This window comes from Pseudomonas sp. A39 (genome assembly GCF_058145955.1).
Window position 1 is genome coordinate 1 of the sequence record NZ_JBYVMD010000079.1, and the last position, 14,846, is coordinate 14,846.

15 protein-coding genes are annotated in these 14,846 nt (G+C 60.5%); 5 read left to right on the plus strand and 10 right to left on the minus strand.

From position 1 onward, the window contains the following. Positions 1 to 527, minus strand: a 527-nt coding sequence (locus AC3ZU9_RS30155) for a sulfite exporter TauE/SafE family protein (protein WP_490091731.1), incomplete at its 3' end; no start/stop codon positions are given. Positions 528 to 648: 121 nt separating this feature from the next. Here AC3ZU9_RS30155 and AC3ZU9_RS30160 point away from each other — a divergent pair. Beyond that, entirely contained in the window at positions 649 to 1,395 is a 747-nt protein-coding gene (locus AC3ZU9_RS30160) for an NRDE family protein (protein WP_015886392.1), read from the plus strand. Between the two features lie 275 nt (positions 1,396 to 1,670). Here the strand turns inward: AC3ZU9_RS30160 and ptsP are convergent, their stop codons facing one another. Continuing rightward, the gene (ptsP, locus tag AC3ZU9_RS30165) at positions 1,671 to 3,950 is read right to left on the minus strand and encodes a phosphoenolpyruvate--protein phosphotransferase (protein ID WP_015886393.1); all 2,280 of its coding nucleotides are present in this window, start codon (positions 3,948 to 3,950) and stop codon (positions 1,671 to 1,673) included. Positions 3,951 to 3,972: 22 nt separating this feature from the next. Continuing rightward, positions 3,973 to 4,452: an RNA pyrophosphohydrolase gene (locus AC3ZU9_RS30170; RefSeq protein WP_003176750.1), complete on the minus strand. Its 480-nt coding sequence runs from the start codon at positions 4,450 to 4,452 to the stop codon at positions 3,973 to 3,975. 143 nt (positions 4,453 to 4,595) lie between these two features. Between AC3ZU9_RS30170 and AC3ZU9_RS30175 the strand changes: the two genes are divergently transcribed. Then, on the plus strand, positions 4,596 to 5,252 hold the full coding sequence (locus AC3ZU9_RS30175) for a histidinol-phosphatase (RefSeq protein ID WP_490091732.1): 657 nt from the start codon (positions 4,596 to 4,598) through the stop codon (positions 5,250 to 5,252). Positions 5,253 to 5,354: 102 nt separating this feature from the next. On the opposite strand, the gene AC3ZU9_RS30180 is transcribed toward AC3ZU9_RS30175, so the two are convergent. Both AC3ZU9_RS30180 and ilvA read right to left on the minus strand, forming a co-directional pair. Further along, a complete protein-coding gene (locus tag AC3ZU9_RS30180) occupies positions 5,355 to 5,768 on the minus strand; it encodes a DUF2269 family protein (RefSeq protein ID WP_015886395.1) in 414 nt (137 codons plus the stop codon). A 40-nt stretch (positions 5,769 to 5,808) separates the two neighbouring features. After that, positions 5,809 to 7,323, minus strand: a complete 1,515-nt coding sequence (gene ilvA / locus AC3ZU9_RS30185; RefSeq protein WP_015886396.1) for a threonine ammonia-lyase, biosynthetic — start codon at positions 7,321 to 7,323, stop codon at positions 5,809 to 5,811. A gap of 136 nt (positions 7,324 to 7,459) precedes the next feature. On the opposite strand from ilvA, the gene rpiA reads away from it, so the two are divergent. Then, a complete protein-coding gene (gene rpiA / locus AC3ZU9_RS30190; RefSeq protein ID WP_015886397.1) occupies positions 7,460 to 8,131 on the plus strand; it encodes a ribose-5-phosphate isomerase RpiA in 672 nt (223 codons plus the stop codon). Between the two features lie 27 nt (positions 8,132 to 8,158). On the opposite strand, the gene AC3ZU9_RS30195 is transcribed toward rpiA, so the two are convergent. From AC3ZU9_RS30195 to AC3ZU9_RS30210, 4 genes are all read right to left on the minus strand, one after another. Then, a complete protein-coding gene (locus tag AC3ZU9_RS30195) occupies positions 8,159 to 9,073 on the minus strand; it encodes an SdiA-regulated domain-containing protein (protein ID WP_015886398.1) in 915 nt (304 codons plus the stop codon). A gap of 120 nt (positions 9,074 to 9,193) precedes the next feature. Next, on the minus strand, positions 9,194 to 10,120 hold the full coding sequence (locus AC3ZU9_RS30200) for an SdiA-regulated domain-containing protein (protein ID WP_102061843.1): 927 nt from the start codon (positions 10,118 to 10,120) through the stop codon (positions 9,194 to 9,196). 248 nt (positions 10,121 to 10,368) lie between these two features. Beyond that, positions 10,369 to 11,034 (minus strand): fumarylacetoacetate hydrolase family protein, encoded by a 666-nt coding sequence (locus AC3ZU9_RS30205; protein WP_015886400.1) that lies wholly within the window; start codon positions 11,032 to 11,034, stop codon positions 10,369 to 10,371. A 21-nt stretch (positions 11,035 to 11,055) separates the two neighbouring features. Next, complete coding sequence (locus AC3ZU9_RS30210; protein WP_015886401.1) at positions 11,056 to 12,450, minus strand: FAD-binding oxidoreductase; 1,395 nt, start codon at positions 12,448 to 12,450, stop codon at positions 11,056 to 11,058. Positions 12,451 to 12,654: 204 nt separating this feature from the next. Here AC3ZU9_RS30210 and serA point away from each other — a divergent pair, with 204 nt between their 5' ends. After that, positions 12,655 to 13,884, plus strand: coding sequence for a phosphoglycerate dehydrogenase (gene serA / locus AC3ZU9_RS30215; protein ID WP_003176761.1), 1,230 nt, complete (start codon positions 12,655 to 12,657; stop codon positions 13,882 to 13,884). 63 nt (positions 13,885 to 13,947) lie between these two features. Here serA and AC3ZU9_RS30220 read toward each other — a convergent pair whose 3' ends face one another. Beyond that, the gene (locus tag AC3ZU9_RS30220) at positions 13,948 to 14,388 is read right to left on the minus strand and encodes a DUF4399 domain-containing protein (protein WP_015886402.1); all 441 of its coding nucleotides are present in this window, start codon (positions 14,386 to 14,388) and stop codon (positions 13,948 to 13,950) included. A gap of 135 nt (positions 14,389 to 14,523) precedes the next feature. On the opposite strand from AC3ZU9_RS30220, the gene AC3ZU9_RS30225 reads away from it, so the two are divergent. Further along, positions 14,524 to 14,846, plus strand: a 323-nt coding sequence (locus tag AC3ZU9_RS30225) for a transporter substrate-binding domain-containing protein (RefSeq protein WP_490091733.1), incomplete at its 3' end; no start/stop codon positions are given.

Below are 14,846 nucleotides of genomic sequence, written 5' to 3' on the forward strand. Positions count from 1 at the left end.
ACCGCTTGCTGCATCGGCACGCTGCGCCAGGTCAGGAACGGCACGGTCAGCGAGCCGCCGCCAATCCCGAAAATCGCCGAGGCCCAGCCAATCACCGTGCCCGCCAGGGTCAGGCCGACCTTGCCCGGCACCGTCCGGCTGGCTTTGGGCTTGACCTCCAGGGCCAACTGCACGGCCACCAGCAGGGCGAACACGCCAATGATCTTCTGCAGGTGCGGGCCGGAAATCGCTTCGGCAGTCAGCGCACCAAAGCCGGCGCCGAGCAGGATGCCCACGGTCATCCACACGAAGATCGGCCAACGCACCGCGCCACGTCGGTGGTGCTCACGCACCGCGTTCACCGAGGTAAAGATGATTGTTGCCAGGGACGTGCCCACGGCCAGGTGGGTCAGCACCTGCGGGTCGAAGCCCTGCAAGGTGAAGCTGAACACCAGCACCGGCACGATGATAATCCCGCCGCCCACGCCGAATAGCCCGGCGAGCACGCCCGCACAGGCGCCAAGCAGCAAATACAGCAGAAATTCCATGGGAGCCCCCCAACCAAGTCCGGCATGTTAACGGATGGAAGGCATGCGACCCAACTGGATACGATGGAACGCTGCCGCCGGTGTGGGTAGAGTGGCAAAAAAACACAAAAGGGATCGCCTGATGTGCCTGATTGTTTTCGCCTGGCGGCCGGACCATGCCCAGCCGCTGATCGTTGCGGCCAACCGCGATGAGTTCTACGCCCGCCCCAGCCTGCCGCTGGCCCAGTGGCCGGATGCGCCCGATGTCTACGCCGGTCGCGACCAGGAAGCGGGGGGCACTTGGCTGGGTGTGAATGCCGATGGGCGTTTTGCCGCCCTGACCAATATCCGCGATCCCCACCAGCCGCCGGCACGCAAGTCCCGAGGGGAACTGGTGGCGCGTTTTCTCAACGGATCACTGCCGATTGAGGACTATTTGGCCGACGTTAATGGCCGTTCGATTGAATATGCAGGATTCAACCTGCTGGTGGGCACGCGGGATGAGTTGTGGCATTACAACGCCAACCATACCGAGCCGACGCGGTTGAAGGCTGGGGTGTACGGGTTATCCAATGCAGGGTTGGATACGCCGTGGCCTAAGTTGCTCAAGGCCAAGGCGGCGTTGAGCGAACTACTTGGGGACCCGCAGCCGGAGGCGTTGCTGGGGATTTTGAGTGACCCACAGACGGCGCCGTTTGCGGACCTGCCAGATACAGGGGTGGGCTTGGCGACGGAAAGCCTTTTATCCAGCGTGTTTATTGCCAGCCCGAGTTACGGGACGCGGGCGAGTACGGCGCTGATTGTGAATGCCGACGGGACGCGGCGGATGGTGGAGCGTAGTTTTGGACCGCATGGCGGCAGACTGGGCGAGGTAGAACTCCTCCTGTAGTGAGCGGGCTTGCCCCGCGCTGGGTGGCGAAGCCGCCCCACAACCCGCTAACCGGTTCTATCTGAAAGCATGCGGCGCTTGTATTAGGGCGGCTTCGCCACCCAGCGCGGGGCAAGCCCGCTCACTACAAAAGCCGACCGCCTGAAATCAGAGGGTTTTTGCGGAGGCAGAACCCGCAAACGGTTCTATCTGAAAGCATGCGGCGCTTGTATTAGGGCCGCTTCGCAGCCCAGCGCGGGGCAAGCCCGCTCACTACAAAAGCCGACCGGCTGAAATTAGAGGGTTTTTGCGGAGGCGGGGTTGATCATCCGCGTCAGCCCCAAATTCTTCAGCGCCAACTGCAGCGAGCTGTGGATAACTTGCGGGTTGTCGATGGTCATCAGTTCCGCCAGCAGATCCTTGGCCATGCTCAGTTCAACCTGGCGCAGCATCCACTTCACCTTCGGCAAGTTGGTGGCGTTCATCGACAGGCTGTCAAAGCCCATCGCCATCAACAGCACCGCCGCCGCCGGGTCGCCGGCCATTTCACCGCAGATGCTCACAGGCTTGCCTTCGGCATGGGCGTCACGCACCACGTGTTGCAGGGCTTGCAGCACCGCCGGGTGCAGGTAGTCGTAGAGGTCGGCCACCCGTGGGTTGTTACGGTCCACGGCCAGCAGGTACTGGGTCAGGTCGTTGGAGCCCACCGACAGGAAGTCCACCTGCCGCGCCAGCTCCTTGGCCTGGTACACCGCCGCCGGGATTTCGATCATCACGCCAATCGGCGGCATCGGCACGTCGGCGCCTTCGTCGCGTACTTCGCCCCAGGCACGGTGGATCAGGTGCAGCGCCTCTTCCAGTTCATGGGTACCGGAAATCATCGGCAGCAAAATGCGCAGGTTGTTCAGGCCTTCGCTGGCCTTGAGCATGGCGCGGGTCTGTACGAGGAAAATTTCAGGGTGGTCGAGGGTGACGCGGATACCGCGCCAGCCGAGAAACGGGTTGTCCTCTTTAATCGGGAAGTACGACAGTGACTTGTCGCCGCCGATGTCCAGGCTGCGCATGGTCACCGGCAACGGGTGGAAGGCTTGCAGTTGCTCGCGATAAATCGCCAGCTGCTCCTTCTCACTCGGAAAACGCTGGTTGATCATGAACGGCACTTCGGTGCGGTACAGCCCCACCCCTTCTGCGCCGCGCTGTTGCGCACGGGCCACGTCGGCCAGCAGGCCGGTATTTACCAGCAGTGGCACACGGTGGCCATCGGTGGTCACGCACGGCAGCTCGCGCAATGAATCGAGGCCCAGCGCCAGTTGCTTCTCTTCTTCAACCACTTCGGCGTACTGCTTGCGCATCACTTCGCTGGGGTTGGTAAACACTTCGCCGCGGTGGCCATCGACAATCATGTCGATGCCGTCGACTTTGGAATACGGCAGGTCCACCAGGCCCATCACCGTCGGGATACCCATGGCACGGGCCAGGATCGCGACGTGGGAGTTACCCGAACCCAATACCGACACCAGGCCGACCAGCTTGCCTTCCGGCACTTCGCCAAGCATGGTGGCGGTCAGTTCTTCACTGATCAGGATGGTGTTGTCGGGGTAGACCAGGTTGGTGGTGCGGTCTTCCTGCAGGTACGCCAGCAGACGGCGACCGAGGTCACGCACATCCGAGGCGCGTTCGCGCAGGTAGGCGTCGTCCATCAGTTCGAAACGGTTGACGTGATCGGTGACCACCTGGCGCAACGCGCCCTGGGCCCACTGGCCGGTCTTGATCACGGTCTTGACTTCATTACCCAGCGACGCGTCGTCGAGCATCATCTGGTACACGTCGAACAGCGCACGCTCTTCGGGGCGCAACTGGGTGGCCAGCTTGGTCGACAGGTTGCGCATGTCGGCGCGTACGCCTTCCAGGGCGGTCTTGAACAGTTTGATTTCAGCGTCGATGTCATGGACGGTCTTGTCCGGCACCACATCGAGGTCGGCCGGCGGCAGCATGACCACCGCAGTACCGACCGCCGCACCCGGCGAACCCGGTACGCCGACGAACTTGGCTTCCTGGATGCCCTTGCCCTGGCGCCCCAGGCCGCGAATCGAGCCGGTGGCTTCGGCGTGGGCAATCACGCCAGCGAGCTGCGCACTCATGGTCACGAGGAAGGCTTCTTCACCTTCGTCGAACTGGCGGCGCTCTTTTTGCTGGATGACCAACACGCCGACGACGCGGCGGTGGTGAATGATCGGTGCGCCGAGGAACGAGGCGTAACGCTCTTCACCGGTTTCGGCAAAGTAGCGGTAACGCGGGTGATCGGCCGCGTGTTCAAGGTTCAGGGGTTCTTCACGCGTCCCCACCAGGCCCACCAGACCCTCATTGGGCGCCATGCTGACCTTACCGATAGAGCGCTTGTTCAAGCCCTCGGTGGCCATCAGCACAAAACGGTTGGTCTCGGGGTCCAGCAGGTAAACCGAGCAGACCTGGCTGCCCATGGCTTCCTTGACGCGCAACACAATAATCCCCAACGCCGCCTTGAGATCCTTGGCGGAGTTAACTTCCTGGACGATCTTGCGCAGCGTATTGAGCATGGCTCGGGGTCGAACTCCGTCGTCAGTCGCGCGCTAAAAGGCGCGGGGCAAGCTCTTTGAGAGCGCGACGATAAACTTCGCGCTTGAATGTCACCACCTGGCCCAACGGGTACCAATAGCTGACCCAGCGCCAGCCATCGAACTCCGGTTTACCGGTCAAATCCATCCGCACCCGCTGCTCGTTGGAGATCAGGCGCAGGAGAAACCATTTCTGCTTCTGGCCGATGCACAGCGGTTGGCTGTGGGTACGCACCAGGCGTTGCGGCAAACGATAGCGCAACCAGCCACGGGTACAGGCCAGAATTTGTACATCTTCACGCTCAAGGCCGACTTCTTCATTCAACTCACGGTACAAGGCGTCTTCAGGGGTTTCGTCGGGGTTGATTCCGCCTTGAGGAAACTGCCAGGCATCTTGGTTGATTCGGCGAGCCCATAGCACCTGTCCGGCATCATTCGTAAGAATAATCCCGACATTAGGACGGAAACCATCGGGGTCGATCACGGCAACAACCTCGCAAACGCATGTCGCCGCATTGTTCCACAAAGGTTGATGAAGCGGCAACGAGGCTTCTTACCTTATGTGCACTCTTGTGAAAAGACCGTATTCTGGACGCCTTTTTACAGACTTTTCAGCGAGTAACTGCAATGCGCCTGGCTTTATTCGACTTGGACAACACCCTTCTCGGCGGTGACAGCGACCACGCCTGGGGCGATTACCTCTGTGAACGCGGGATTCTCGACCCGGTGGCCTACAAGGCCCGCAACGACGAGTTCTACCAGGACTACCTGGCCGGCACGCTGGACAACGCCGCCTACCTGAACTTCTGCCTGGAAATCCTTGGCCGCACCGAAATGGCCCAGCTGGACGAGTGGCACAGCGACTATATGCGCGACTGCATCGAGCCGATCGTGCTGCCCCTGGCCCTGGAACTGCTGGCCAAACACCGCGCCGCCGGTGACACCCTGGTGATCATCACCGCCACCAACCGTTTCGTCACCGCGCCAATTGCCGCACGCCTGGGCGTCGAAACCCTGATCGCCACCGAGTGCGAGATGGAAAATGGTCGCTACACCGGACGCAGCACCGACGTACCGTGCTTTCGTGAGGGCAAGGTGACGCGCTTGAACCGCTGGCTGGAAGAAACCGGGTACAGCCTGGAAGACAGCTACTTTTACAGCGATTCGATGAATGATTTGCCGTTGCTGGAGCAGGTGACGCACCCGGTGGCGGTGGATCCGGATCCAAATCTGCGGACCGAAGCCGAGAAGCGTGGTTGGCCGGTGATTACGTTGCGCAGCTGATGGCCCTATCGGGGGCAAGCCCCCTCCCACACTTGATCGGGTTCACACGGTCAAAATGTGGGAGGGGGCTTGCCCCTGATGCAGGCGACTCGGTCTAAAGCCTCAAACCGGCTTTGCACCCATGAGCCCCGCAATCGCCACAAACCCCACCAGGCTGACCACCGCCAGCACCAACGTGAAGTTCAAGCTACCGCCCTCGCCTTTGCGCAAGCGATTAAGCCGTGCCACCAGCCAGAACCATGCCAGCGCCGCCACGGTATAGAGGAGGCTGGACCCCAGGATCCACGTCTGCCCCAGCGGCCAGCCGATCAGATGCGCCAGCCACCAGCCGGTAAACGGCATGCTCACCACGCAAATCCCCATCAACAACCAGACGAATGCCCACGGGCGCTGCACGGTCACCGCCGGGCCGGCGCTGCGTTTTCGCCAGGCCAGCAACGCCAGCCCCAGGCCGCTGAGCAGCAGCAACACGGTGGCTGCAACGTGGATAACTTTCAAGGTAGTCAGGGTTTCCATGTGTCGTTTTCCTTAAAGGTCGCCCCGTCAGCGTAGTCGCTCAACCGAGGAACAGTGTGTAGGCCGGGTTATCGCTTTCATCCCAGTATGGGTAGCCAATGGCTTCCAGGGCTGCCGGTACCAGGTGACGCTCGTCCGCCGGCACTTGCAGGCCGGCGACCACACGGCCATCGGCTGCGCCGTGGTTGCGATAGTGGAACATCGAGATGTTCCAGCGCCCGCCCAATTTGTTAAGAAAGTTGAACAAGGCGCCCGGACGCTCCGGGAATTCGAAACGCAACACCACTTCGTCACTGACTTTGGCCGCGTGCCCGCCGACCATATGACGGATGTGCAACTTGGCCAGTTCGTTCTCGGTCAGGTCCAGCACCGGGAAACCCTGGCTCGTGAGGCTGGCGATCAGTGCACTGCGCGGGTCGGTTTCCGGATGAGTCTGCACGCCGACGAAAATGTGCGCCTCGCTGCCGGAGTGGTAGCGGTAGTTGAATTCGGTAATCTGGCGCTTGCCCACGGCTTCGCAGAACGCCTTGAAGCTGCCGGGCTTCTCGGGAATGGTCACGGCGATGATGGCTTCGCGGCCTTCACCCAACTCGGCGCGCTCGGCCACATGGCGCAGGCGGTCGAAGTTAACGTTGGCGCCGGAGTCGATGGCCACCAGGGTCTGGCCGGTCACACCACGGGTTTCCACGTATTTCTTGATCCCGGCCACACCCAATGCCCCTGCCGGCTCGGTGATGGAACGGGTGTCGTCGTAGATGTCCTTGATCGCTGCACAGATCTCATCGGTGCTCACGGTGATCACTTCATCCACATAGTGCTTGCAGATGTCGAAGGTGTGCTGGCCGATCTGCGCCACCGCCACGCCATCGGCAAACAGGCCCACGGTTGGCAGTACCACGCGCTCGCCCGCGGCCATGGCGGCTTGCAGGCAGTTGGAGTCGTCCGGCTCGACGCCGATGACCTTGATCTCCGGGCGCAGGTACTTCACGTAGGCCGCGATACCGGCAATCAGCCCGCCGCCGCCCACCGGTACGAAAATCGCGTCCAGTGGCCCTGGGTGCTGGCGCAGGATTTCCATCGCCACGGTGCCCTGCCCGGCAATGGTGTGCGGATCGTCGTAGGGGTGGATGTAGACGTAGCCTTTTTCGTCGACCAGTTTCAGCGAGTAGGCCAGGGCTTCCGGAAAGGAATCGCCATGCAGCACCACTTTGCCGCCACGGGAGCGCACGCCTTCGACCTTGATCTCGGGGGTGGTCTTGGGCATCACGATGGTGGCTTTCACCCCCAGCACCTTGGCCGCCAGGGCCAGGCCCTGCGCATGGTTGCCCGCCGATGCGGTGACCACGCCACGCGCACGCTCTTCAGCGGTCAGCTGCGTCAGCTTGTTATAGGCGCCGCGAATCTTGAACGAGAACACCGGCTGCAAGTCTTCGCGCTTGAGCCAGACCTTGTTGCCCAGCCGCTCGGAGAGCTGGCGAGCGGTCTGCAACGGGGTTTCTACGGCAACGTCGTAAACGCGCGAGGTGAGGATCTTTTTGACGTACTGTTCAAGCATCGGCGGAAATCACTGGGCGAGTTGGGCAGGGCCAAGGAGTCTAACCCAGCGTTTGGGCGGGCGACCACACGAATCCAGAGGTTTTGTTGGGTTATACTCGCGCCCCTCTTTACTCCCCGCCCGTTCCGGAGCCCGCATGACCCAGGATCAACTCAAACAGGCAGTGGCCCAGGCCGCCGTCGATTTAATCCTTCCTAAACTCGACGACAAAAGCATCGTCGGTGTCGGCACCGGCTCCACCGCCAACTGCTTTATCGATGCGCTGGCCCAGCACAAGGGCGCGTTCGACGGCGCCGTGGCCAGCTCCGAAGCCACCGCCGCTCGCCTCAAGGGCCACGGCATTCCGGTGTATGAGCTCAACACCGTGAGCGACCTGGAGTTCTACGTCGACGGCGCCGATGAAAGCGACGAACACCTGAACCTGATCAAAGGCGGCGGCGCAGCCCTGACCCGCGAGAAGATCGTCGCGGCCGTGGCCAAGACCTTTATCTGCATCGCCGACGCCAGCAAGCTGGTGCCGGTCCTCGGCGCGTTCCCGCTGCCGGTGGAAGTGATCCCGATGGCCCGCAGCCACGTGGCCCGCGAGCTGGTGAAACTGGGCGGCGACCCGGTGTACCGCGAAGGCGTGTTGACCGACAACGGCAACATCATCATCGACGTGTTCAACCTGCAGATCACCAACCCGGTAGAGCTGGAGACGCAGATCAACGCGATCGTCGGCGTGGTCACCAACGGCTTGTTCGCGGCGCGCCCGGCGGATGTGCTGTTGCTCGGCACCTCTGAAGGCGTGAAAACCCTCAAGGCCTGAGAACACCCCATTAGTCATGCAGTGTTTTCAGGGACTGGGTTTCTTGAAGACGTAGAACAGGTTCGGCTCGCTGACGAGGTACAACGTGCCCTCGTCATCCATGGCGATCCCTTCGGCCTGCGGCACCCGCTTCGTCAGGCCATGGCGCCCGTTCAGCAGTGACAGACTGCTTAGCGGGCGACCGTCGATATCCAGTTCCAGCACCAGGAACGACTCATCCGACAGCGCCAGCAAATGGCCGCTGCGCTCATCGTATTGCAGGCTCGACAGGTCACGTACAAACAGCCCGGCATCGCGCTTGGGGTTGTTGATCACGTGCACCGAGTAGGTTTTTTCCGGTTTGAAATGCGGGAAGCCGTGGACCTCGTAGATCAGCATCGGGTCGCGCTCCTTGGCCACGAACAGGCGCTTGCCCACCGAGTCATAGGCCAGGCCTTCAAAGCCCTTGTTGCCCCCCACGTGCAGGCCCAGCGTCATCTGTTCCGCATCGGCGGCATCGAGGAATTGGGTGTCGTCGTCCACATGCACCTTGATCAGCCGCTGCTGGCGCTCATCGCTGATGACATAAATGTTGTCGCTGATAAATTCCACCGCCTCGGCATCGCCGAAGCCCACCAAGGGAATACGCCGCAGGATCTTGCCCTCAAGGGACAACTCGATCAGCTCGGCGTTTTTATTGGTAACGGTAAACAGGCTTTTGCGCACCGGGTCGTAGGTCAGGGCCGACACATCGTCATCGAGCCCTTCGATCACTTGGGCCTCCAGCGCCACACGGTAATCCGCCAAGCCGATGGAGCGCTCATTCGTCGGCTGACGCCACGCCTGCCAGTTGAACCAGGCACGCTCGAACAGGCGAAAGTGCTGCGCAACGGCCCCGGCGCAGATCAGCGCGATCAACACAAGAATAGAGAACAGGGGTTTGGGGCGGGCTAGTCGACGCATCGGGGCGGGCTCAAAGTCAAAAGTGGCGAATGAATATCACGCCTGTCTGAATTTAAACTTAAACGCGCCCTGATGTCTGGCGAATGCCGCACACAGCGACATATCTGACGTAATCAGTTGTTATTTCTGCTTTTCGAAGCGATAGAACAGGTTGGGTTCACTGACCATGTAGAGCGTGCCGTCGTCGTCCATGGTCACGCCCTCGGCACGCGGAATGGTGTCTTTCAGGCCATTGAAACCGCCCAGCAAGGTCATGAAGCTGACTTGCTCACCCCTCTCGTCCAGCTCCAGCAGCAGATGGGAGTCGGCCGACAACACCAGTAGATGCCCGGTGCGCGGGTCGACCGCCAGTGCCGAGAGGTTGCGCATGTCCAGTTCGGTGTTGGTCAGCTTCACCTTGTTACCCGCCAGGGTCTGGCTGCCATCGCTTTTCCAGGTAAACAGGGCAGGCGGGCGCTCTTCGCCCAGGACCAATTGCTGGTTACGCTTATCCCAGGTGATCGCTTCAAAGGCCTTGTTCTGGTCCTTGGACGGGCCCAGGTCATAACTTGGGAAGTCGGCCTTGTTCAGCGCCGTGGTGGCAGCGTCGACCTTGACGATGGTCAGGCTATGCTGGCGCTCGTCGACCACGGCCATCAGGCCGTTTTCCATCATTGTCAGCCCCTCGGGGTTGTTCCATCCGTTGAGCGGCATCTTGCGCAGCACATCACCTTGCAAGGTCAGCTCGACGAGAAACGGGTTTTTGCCCATGACCGAGAACAGCGTCTTGGTCTGGGGGTTATAGGCCAGGTCCGAGGCCTCGTCCTTCTCCATACCCGGTAGCAACTTGGCGTCGATGACTGAGTGGTAGTCCGGCAACCACACGCTTTCCTGGCGCTCAGCGGTGGTTTCGAAACGTTCCAGCACCCACAGCACACCGCGATCATCCCAGTGCATGGCCCAGGCAATGCCGTACACAATCGCCCCGGCGAGAAACACCCAGGAATACCAGCGCAGGGCAAAACGGGAACGCAGCTTAGGGGTGACGGTAGGCAGGGGCACGGCCATTGGGCACTTTTCCGGAAAGTCAGCGTTAGGTGATAGCACAGGAACAACGGACCCGCGCGCTTGAGGCAGAGGATTATCCGGATGGGGTGTGAAAAAAATGCAAAAACTTGGATTTTGTGGCGACACACAAATAAATGTGGGAGGGGGCTTGCCCCCGATTACAGTGGATCAGTCAATATTTCCAGTGACTGACACTCCGCATCGGGGGCAAGCCCCCTCCCACAATTTTGACCGCGTTTTGTCAGCGCTTAACGAACAAAGCTTTCAAAGCGATTCTGGCCCGACAGTTCCAGCACCAGCTCATCACCCACATTCAGCGGGCCCACGCCGGCCGGGGTGCCGGTAAGGATCACATCGCCCGCCTGCAGCGAGAAGCAGCCGGCCATGTGCTGGATCATCGGGATGATCGGGTTGAGCATCTGCGCGCTGTTACCGTCCTGGCGCACTTCGCCATTGATGCTCAAGCGGATACCGATATCGGTCACGTCCTGGAAAGTGCTGCCCACTACGAACGGCGCAATCACCGCCGCACCGTCGAACGACTTGGCGATTTCCCACGGCAGGCCCTTGGCTTTCAGCTCGGCCTGCTTGTCGCGCAGGGTCAGGTCCAGGGCCGGGGCGAAGCCGGAGATGGCGTCCAGTACTTCTTCACGGCTGGGCTTGTTCGACAACGGCTTGCCGATCAATACCGCGATTTCCGCTTCGTAGTGCACCGAACCGCGCTCGGTAGGGATGCTGAAACCACCTTCCAGCGGCACCACACAGCTGCCCGGCTTAATGAACAGCAACGGTTCGGTCGGCACCGGGTTGTCCAGTTCCTTGGCGTGCTCGGCGTAGTTACGCCCGATACACACCACTTTACCAACTGGAAAGTGGATGTTGGTGCCGTCGACATACTTGTGCTGGTAGCTCATGGAACGACTCCTTAAGGGCGGTTAAACAGCGAAGATCTTGCCTGGGTTCATGATCCCGTTAGGGTCGAACACCGCTTTGACGGCCTTCATGTATTCGATTTCAACCGGCGAGCGGCTGTAGGTCAGGTAATCACGCTTGGTCATGCCCACACCGTGCTCGGCCGAGATGGAACCGTTGTACTTCTGGACGGTTTCAAATACCCACTTGTTCACGGTGGCGCACTTGGCGAAGAACTCATCCTTGCTCAGGTTTTCCGGCTTGAGGATGTTCAGGTGCAGGTTGCCGTCGCCGATGTGGCCGAACCACACGATTTCGAAATCCGGGTAGTGTTCGCCGACGATCGCGTCGATTTCTTTCAAAAACCCTGGGACTTTGGAGACAGTCACCGAGATGTCGTTCTTGTAGGGGGTCCAGTGGGAAATGGTCTCGGAGATGTACTCGCGCAGTTTCCACAGGTTGTGCAGCTGGGTTTCGCTCTGGCTCATCACGCCGTCCAGCACCCAGCCCTGCTCCACACAGTGCTCGAAGGTTTCCAGCGCGTGGTTGGCGACTTCTTCGGTGGTGGCTTCGAACTCCAGCAGCGCGTAGAACGGGCACTCGGTGTCGAACGGCGCTGGCACGTCGCCACGGCCCATGACCTTGGCCAGGGCCTTGTCAGAGAAGAATTCAAAGGCGGTCAGGTCCAGTTTGCTCTGGAACGCGTGCAGCACCGGCATGATCGAGTCGAAATCGGTGGTGCCGAGCACCATCGCAGTAAGGTTTTTCGGCGCACGGTCCAGGCGCATGGTGGCTTCGACCACAAAGCCCAGGGTGCCTTCGGCACCGATGAACAGCTGGCGCATGTCATAGCCGGTGGCGTTCTTGATCAGGTCGCGGTTCAGCTCCAGTACGTCGCCCTTGCCGGTGACGACCTTCATGCCGGCCACCCAGTTGCGAGTCATGCCGTAGCGAATGACCTTGATCCCGCCGGCATTGGTGCCGATATTGCCGCCAATCTGGCTGGAGCCCGACGACGCGAAGTCCACCGGGTAGTACAGGCCTTTTTCTTCAGCGACGTTCTGCAATTGCTTGGTAACCACGCCCGGCTGGCACACAGCGGTGCGGTCGGTGAGGTTCACGTCGAGGATCTGGTTCATATAGTCGAACGAGACGACCACTTCACCATTGGCCGCCACTGCCGCCGCCGACAGGCCGGTACGACCACCCGACGGCACCAGCGCCACCTTGTGTGCATTGGCCCAACGAACAATGGCTTGCACCTGCTCGGTCGTCTTGGGGAAGACGATGGCGGTCGGCGCGGGTGCGAAATGCTTGGTCCAGTCCTTGCCGTAAGCCTCCAGGGAGTCGGCATCGGTCAGCACTTTGCCGGGCTCAACCAGGGTCTTTAGCTCATCAATCAGGGCAGGATGGGTCATCGACAGAACTCTCGAACAATTCATGGTCATCCTGAGAACGCTTCACGTCGCAGGAATGAGTGTTAGCGGGGCGCGTATGCTAGCATACCGCCCCCGCAGGACAGAGCCCAAGGGCGTTTCTGCGGTGACGGCTTTCCTGCCGTCCGGGTCAGCTTGCGCTGCTCGATTCCCTGCCATTTTTCTCCGGGATACAGGTTTACGCAGATGAGCAAGACTTCTCTCGATAAGAGCAAGATCAAGTTCCTTCTTCTGGAAGGCGTCCACCCATCGGCTGTCGACGTTCTGAAAGCCGCCGGGTACACCAGCATTGAGTACATCACCAGTTCTCTGCCGGAAGCCCAGCTCAAGGAAAAGATCGCCGACGCGCACTTTATCGGCATTCGCTCCCGCACTCAGCTGACCGAAGAGATCTTCGATCACGCCAAGAAACTCGTGGCGGTCGGCTGTTTCTGCATCGGCACCAACCAGGTCGACCTCAACGCAGCGCGCGAGCGCGGCATCGCGGTGTTCAACGCACCGTACTCCAACACCCGCTCCGTTGCGGAACTGGTGCTGGCCGAGGCTATCCTGCTGCTGCGCGGCATTCCTGAGAAGAACGCTTCCTGCCACCGTGGCGGCTGGATCAAAAGCGCGGCCAACTCCTTCGAAATCCGCGGCAAGAAGCTGGGTATCGTCGGTTACGGTTCGATCGGTACGCAACTGTCGGTCCTGGCGGAAGGCCTGGGCATGCAGGTGTTCTTCTACGACACCCTGACCAAGCTGCCGCTGGGCAACGCCACGCAAGTGTCGAGCCTGACCGAGCTGCTGGGGATGTCCGACATCGTGACCCTGCACGTTCCGGAAACCGCTGAGACCCAGTGGATGATCGGCGAGAAGGAAATCCGCGCCATCAAGAAAGGCGGCATCCTGATCAACGCGGCACGCGGCACTGTGGTCGAGCTGGACGCCCTGGCCGACGCGATCAAGGACAAGCACCTGATCGGCGCCGCCATCGACGTGTTCCCGGTAGAGCCACGCTCCAACGACGACATCTTCGAAAGCCCGCTGCGTGGCCTGGACAACGTGATCCTGACCCCGCACATCGGTGGTTCCACCGCTGAAGCCCAAGCCAACATCGGCCTGGAAGTGTCGGAAAAGCTGGTCAAGTACAGCGACAACGGTACGTCCGTTTCCTCGGTCAACTTCCCGGAAGTGGCGCTGCCGGCTCACCCTGGCAAGCACCGTCTGCTGCACATCCACCAGAACATCCCTGGCGTGATGATGGAGATCAACAAGGTCTTCGCGGAAAACGGCATCAACATCTCCGGTCAGTTCCTGCAGACCAACGAGAAGGTCGGCTACGTGGTGATCGACGTCGACGCCGAATACTCGGACCTGGCGCAAGAGAAGCTGCAGCACATCAACGGCACGATTCGTAGCCGCGTGTTGTTCTAAGGTTTCAACGCAGCACGAAAAAGGGAGCCCCTCGGGGCTCCCTTTTTTTCATCTGAACAAATCTTACTTGACGTTAACCGTGATCACTTTTGAGGCTACAGTCGGGTTGAACTGCATGTGCAGTTTGTCGCCGGCAACCAGTTGCAGCGTGTGTTTGCCTGGGGTGAGGGTCAGCTCGGTTTCGGTCTGGGCCTTACCGTAGTGGATCACGGTGTCGGTGGCGGGGATCGGCACGCCGGCGTCAGGCAGTTCTTTCTGGTCGACCAGCAGATGGTGGTGACCGGTGCCTGGATCCTGGCTGGTAGCCGGGGCCAGCTTCAGGCCTTCCATGCCGAATTTGACGGTGAAGGTCTTGTCGACGGTGGCGCCGTCTTTTGGCGACACGATGAATACTTTGGCGCCTTCAGGTGGAGCACTGCGCGGGATGCCGTCGGCGGCGGTAGCCAACATCGAAGCACCCAGCAGCAGGCTGGCAATCGTTGCACGGGACAAAAGGGCTTTCATTCGCTTCTCCAGTTTTTCTATGAAATCTGTAGGGTTATGACAACTTCGCGACAAATTGCGGTCCAAGGCACTCAACACCATAGCAAAGCGAGGCTGAACGGCGTCCTCGCACATTCGAATTCTTTAGGAGTGACCATGCGCTTTTCGCCTGGCCTGTTACTGCTGCTTCCCCTTCTGAGCCCTTTGGCGCATGCCGAACTGGTCGATGATGTGTTCGACCGTGGCGAACTGCGCATCGCCGTTGAAGCCAACACCCCGCCGTTCAACTTCAAGCAAGGCGACAAACTGACTGGCTTCGAAGTGGAACTGGGTGAGCAACTGGCCCAGGAGATGGACGTGCGCCCCTCATTTATCACCACCGATGACACCGACCTGCTGCCAGGGGTGGAAACCGGCAAGTACGACGTGGCCATCAACCATATCGCTATGACTGCCGAGCTGCAGGATCGGTTCGATTT

What these genes read in the sequence shown, in the direction of transcription:
- AC3ZU9_RS30200 (WP_102061843.1), bottom strand. Translation starts at nt 10,120, where the DNA reads ATGGCCGTGCCCCTGCCTACCGTCACCCCTAAGCTGCGTTCCCGTTTT.
- ilvA (WP_015886396.1), bottom strand. Translation starts at nt 7,323, where the DNA reads ATGCTTGAACAGTACGTCAAAAAGATCCTCACCTCGCGCGTTTACGAC.
- AC3ZU9_RS30195 (WP_015886398.1), bottom strand. Translation starts at nt 9,073, where the DNA reads ATGCGTCGACTAGCCCGCCCCAAACCCCTGTTCTCTATTCTTGTGTTG.
- AC3ZU9_RS30180 (WP_015886395.1), bottom strand. Translation starts at nt 5,768, where the DNA reads ATGGAAACCCTGACTACCTTGAAAGTTATCCACGTTGCAGCCACCGTG.
- AC3ZU9_RS30210 (WP_015886401.1), bottom strand. Translation starts at nt 12,450, where the DNA reads ATGACCCATCCTGCCCTGATTGATGAGCTAAAGACCCTGGTTGAGCCC.
- AC3ZU9_RS30205 (WP_015886400.1), bottom strand. Translation starts at nt 11,034, where the DNA reads ATGAGCTACCAGCACAAGTATGTCGACGGCACCAACATCCACTTTCCA.
- ptsP (WP_015886393.1), bottom strand. Translation starts at nt 3,950, where the DNA reads ATGCTCAATACGCTGCGCAAGATCGTCCAGGAAGTTAACTCCGCCAAG.
- serA (WP_003176761.1), top strand. Translation starts at nt 12,655, where the DNA reads ATGAGCAAGACTTCTCTCGATAAGAGCAAGATCAAGTTCCTTCTTCTG.
- AC3ZU9_RS30175 (WP_490091732.1), top strand. Translation starts at nt 4,596, where the DNA reads ATGCGCCTGGCTTTATTCGACTTGGACAACACCCTTCTCGGCGGTGAC.
- rpiA (WP_015886397.1), top strand. Translation starts at nt 7,460, where the DNA reads ATGACCCAGGATCAACTCAAACAGGCAGTGGCCCAGGCCGCCGTCGAT.
- AC3ZU9_RS30160 (WP_015886392.1), top strand. Translation starts at nt 649, where the DNA reads ATGTGCCTGATTGTTTTCGCCTGGCGGCCGGACCATGCCCAGCCGCTG.
- AC3ZU9_RS30220 (WP_015886402.1), bottom strand. Translation starts at nt 14,388, where the DNA reads ATGAAAGCCCTTTTGTCCCGTGCAACGATTGCCAGCCTGCTGCTGGGT.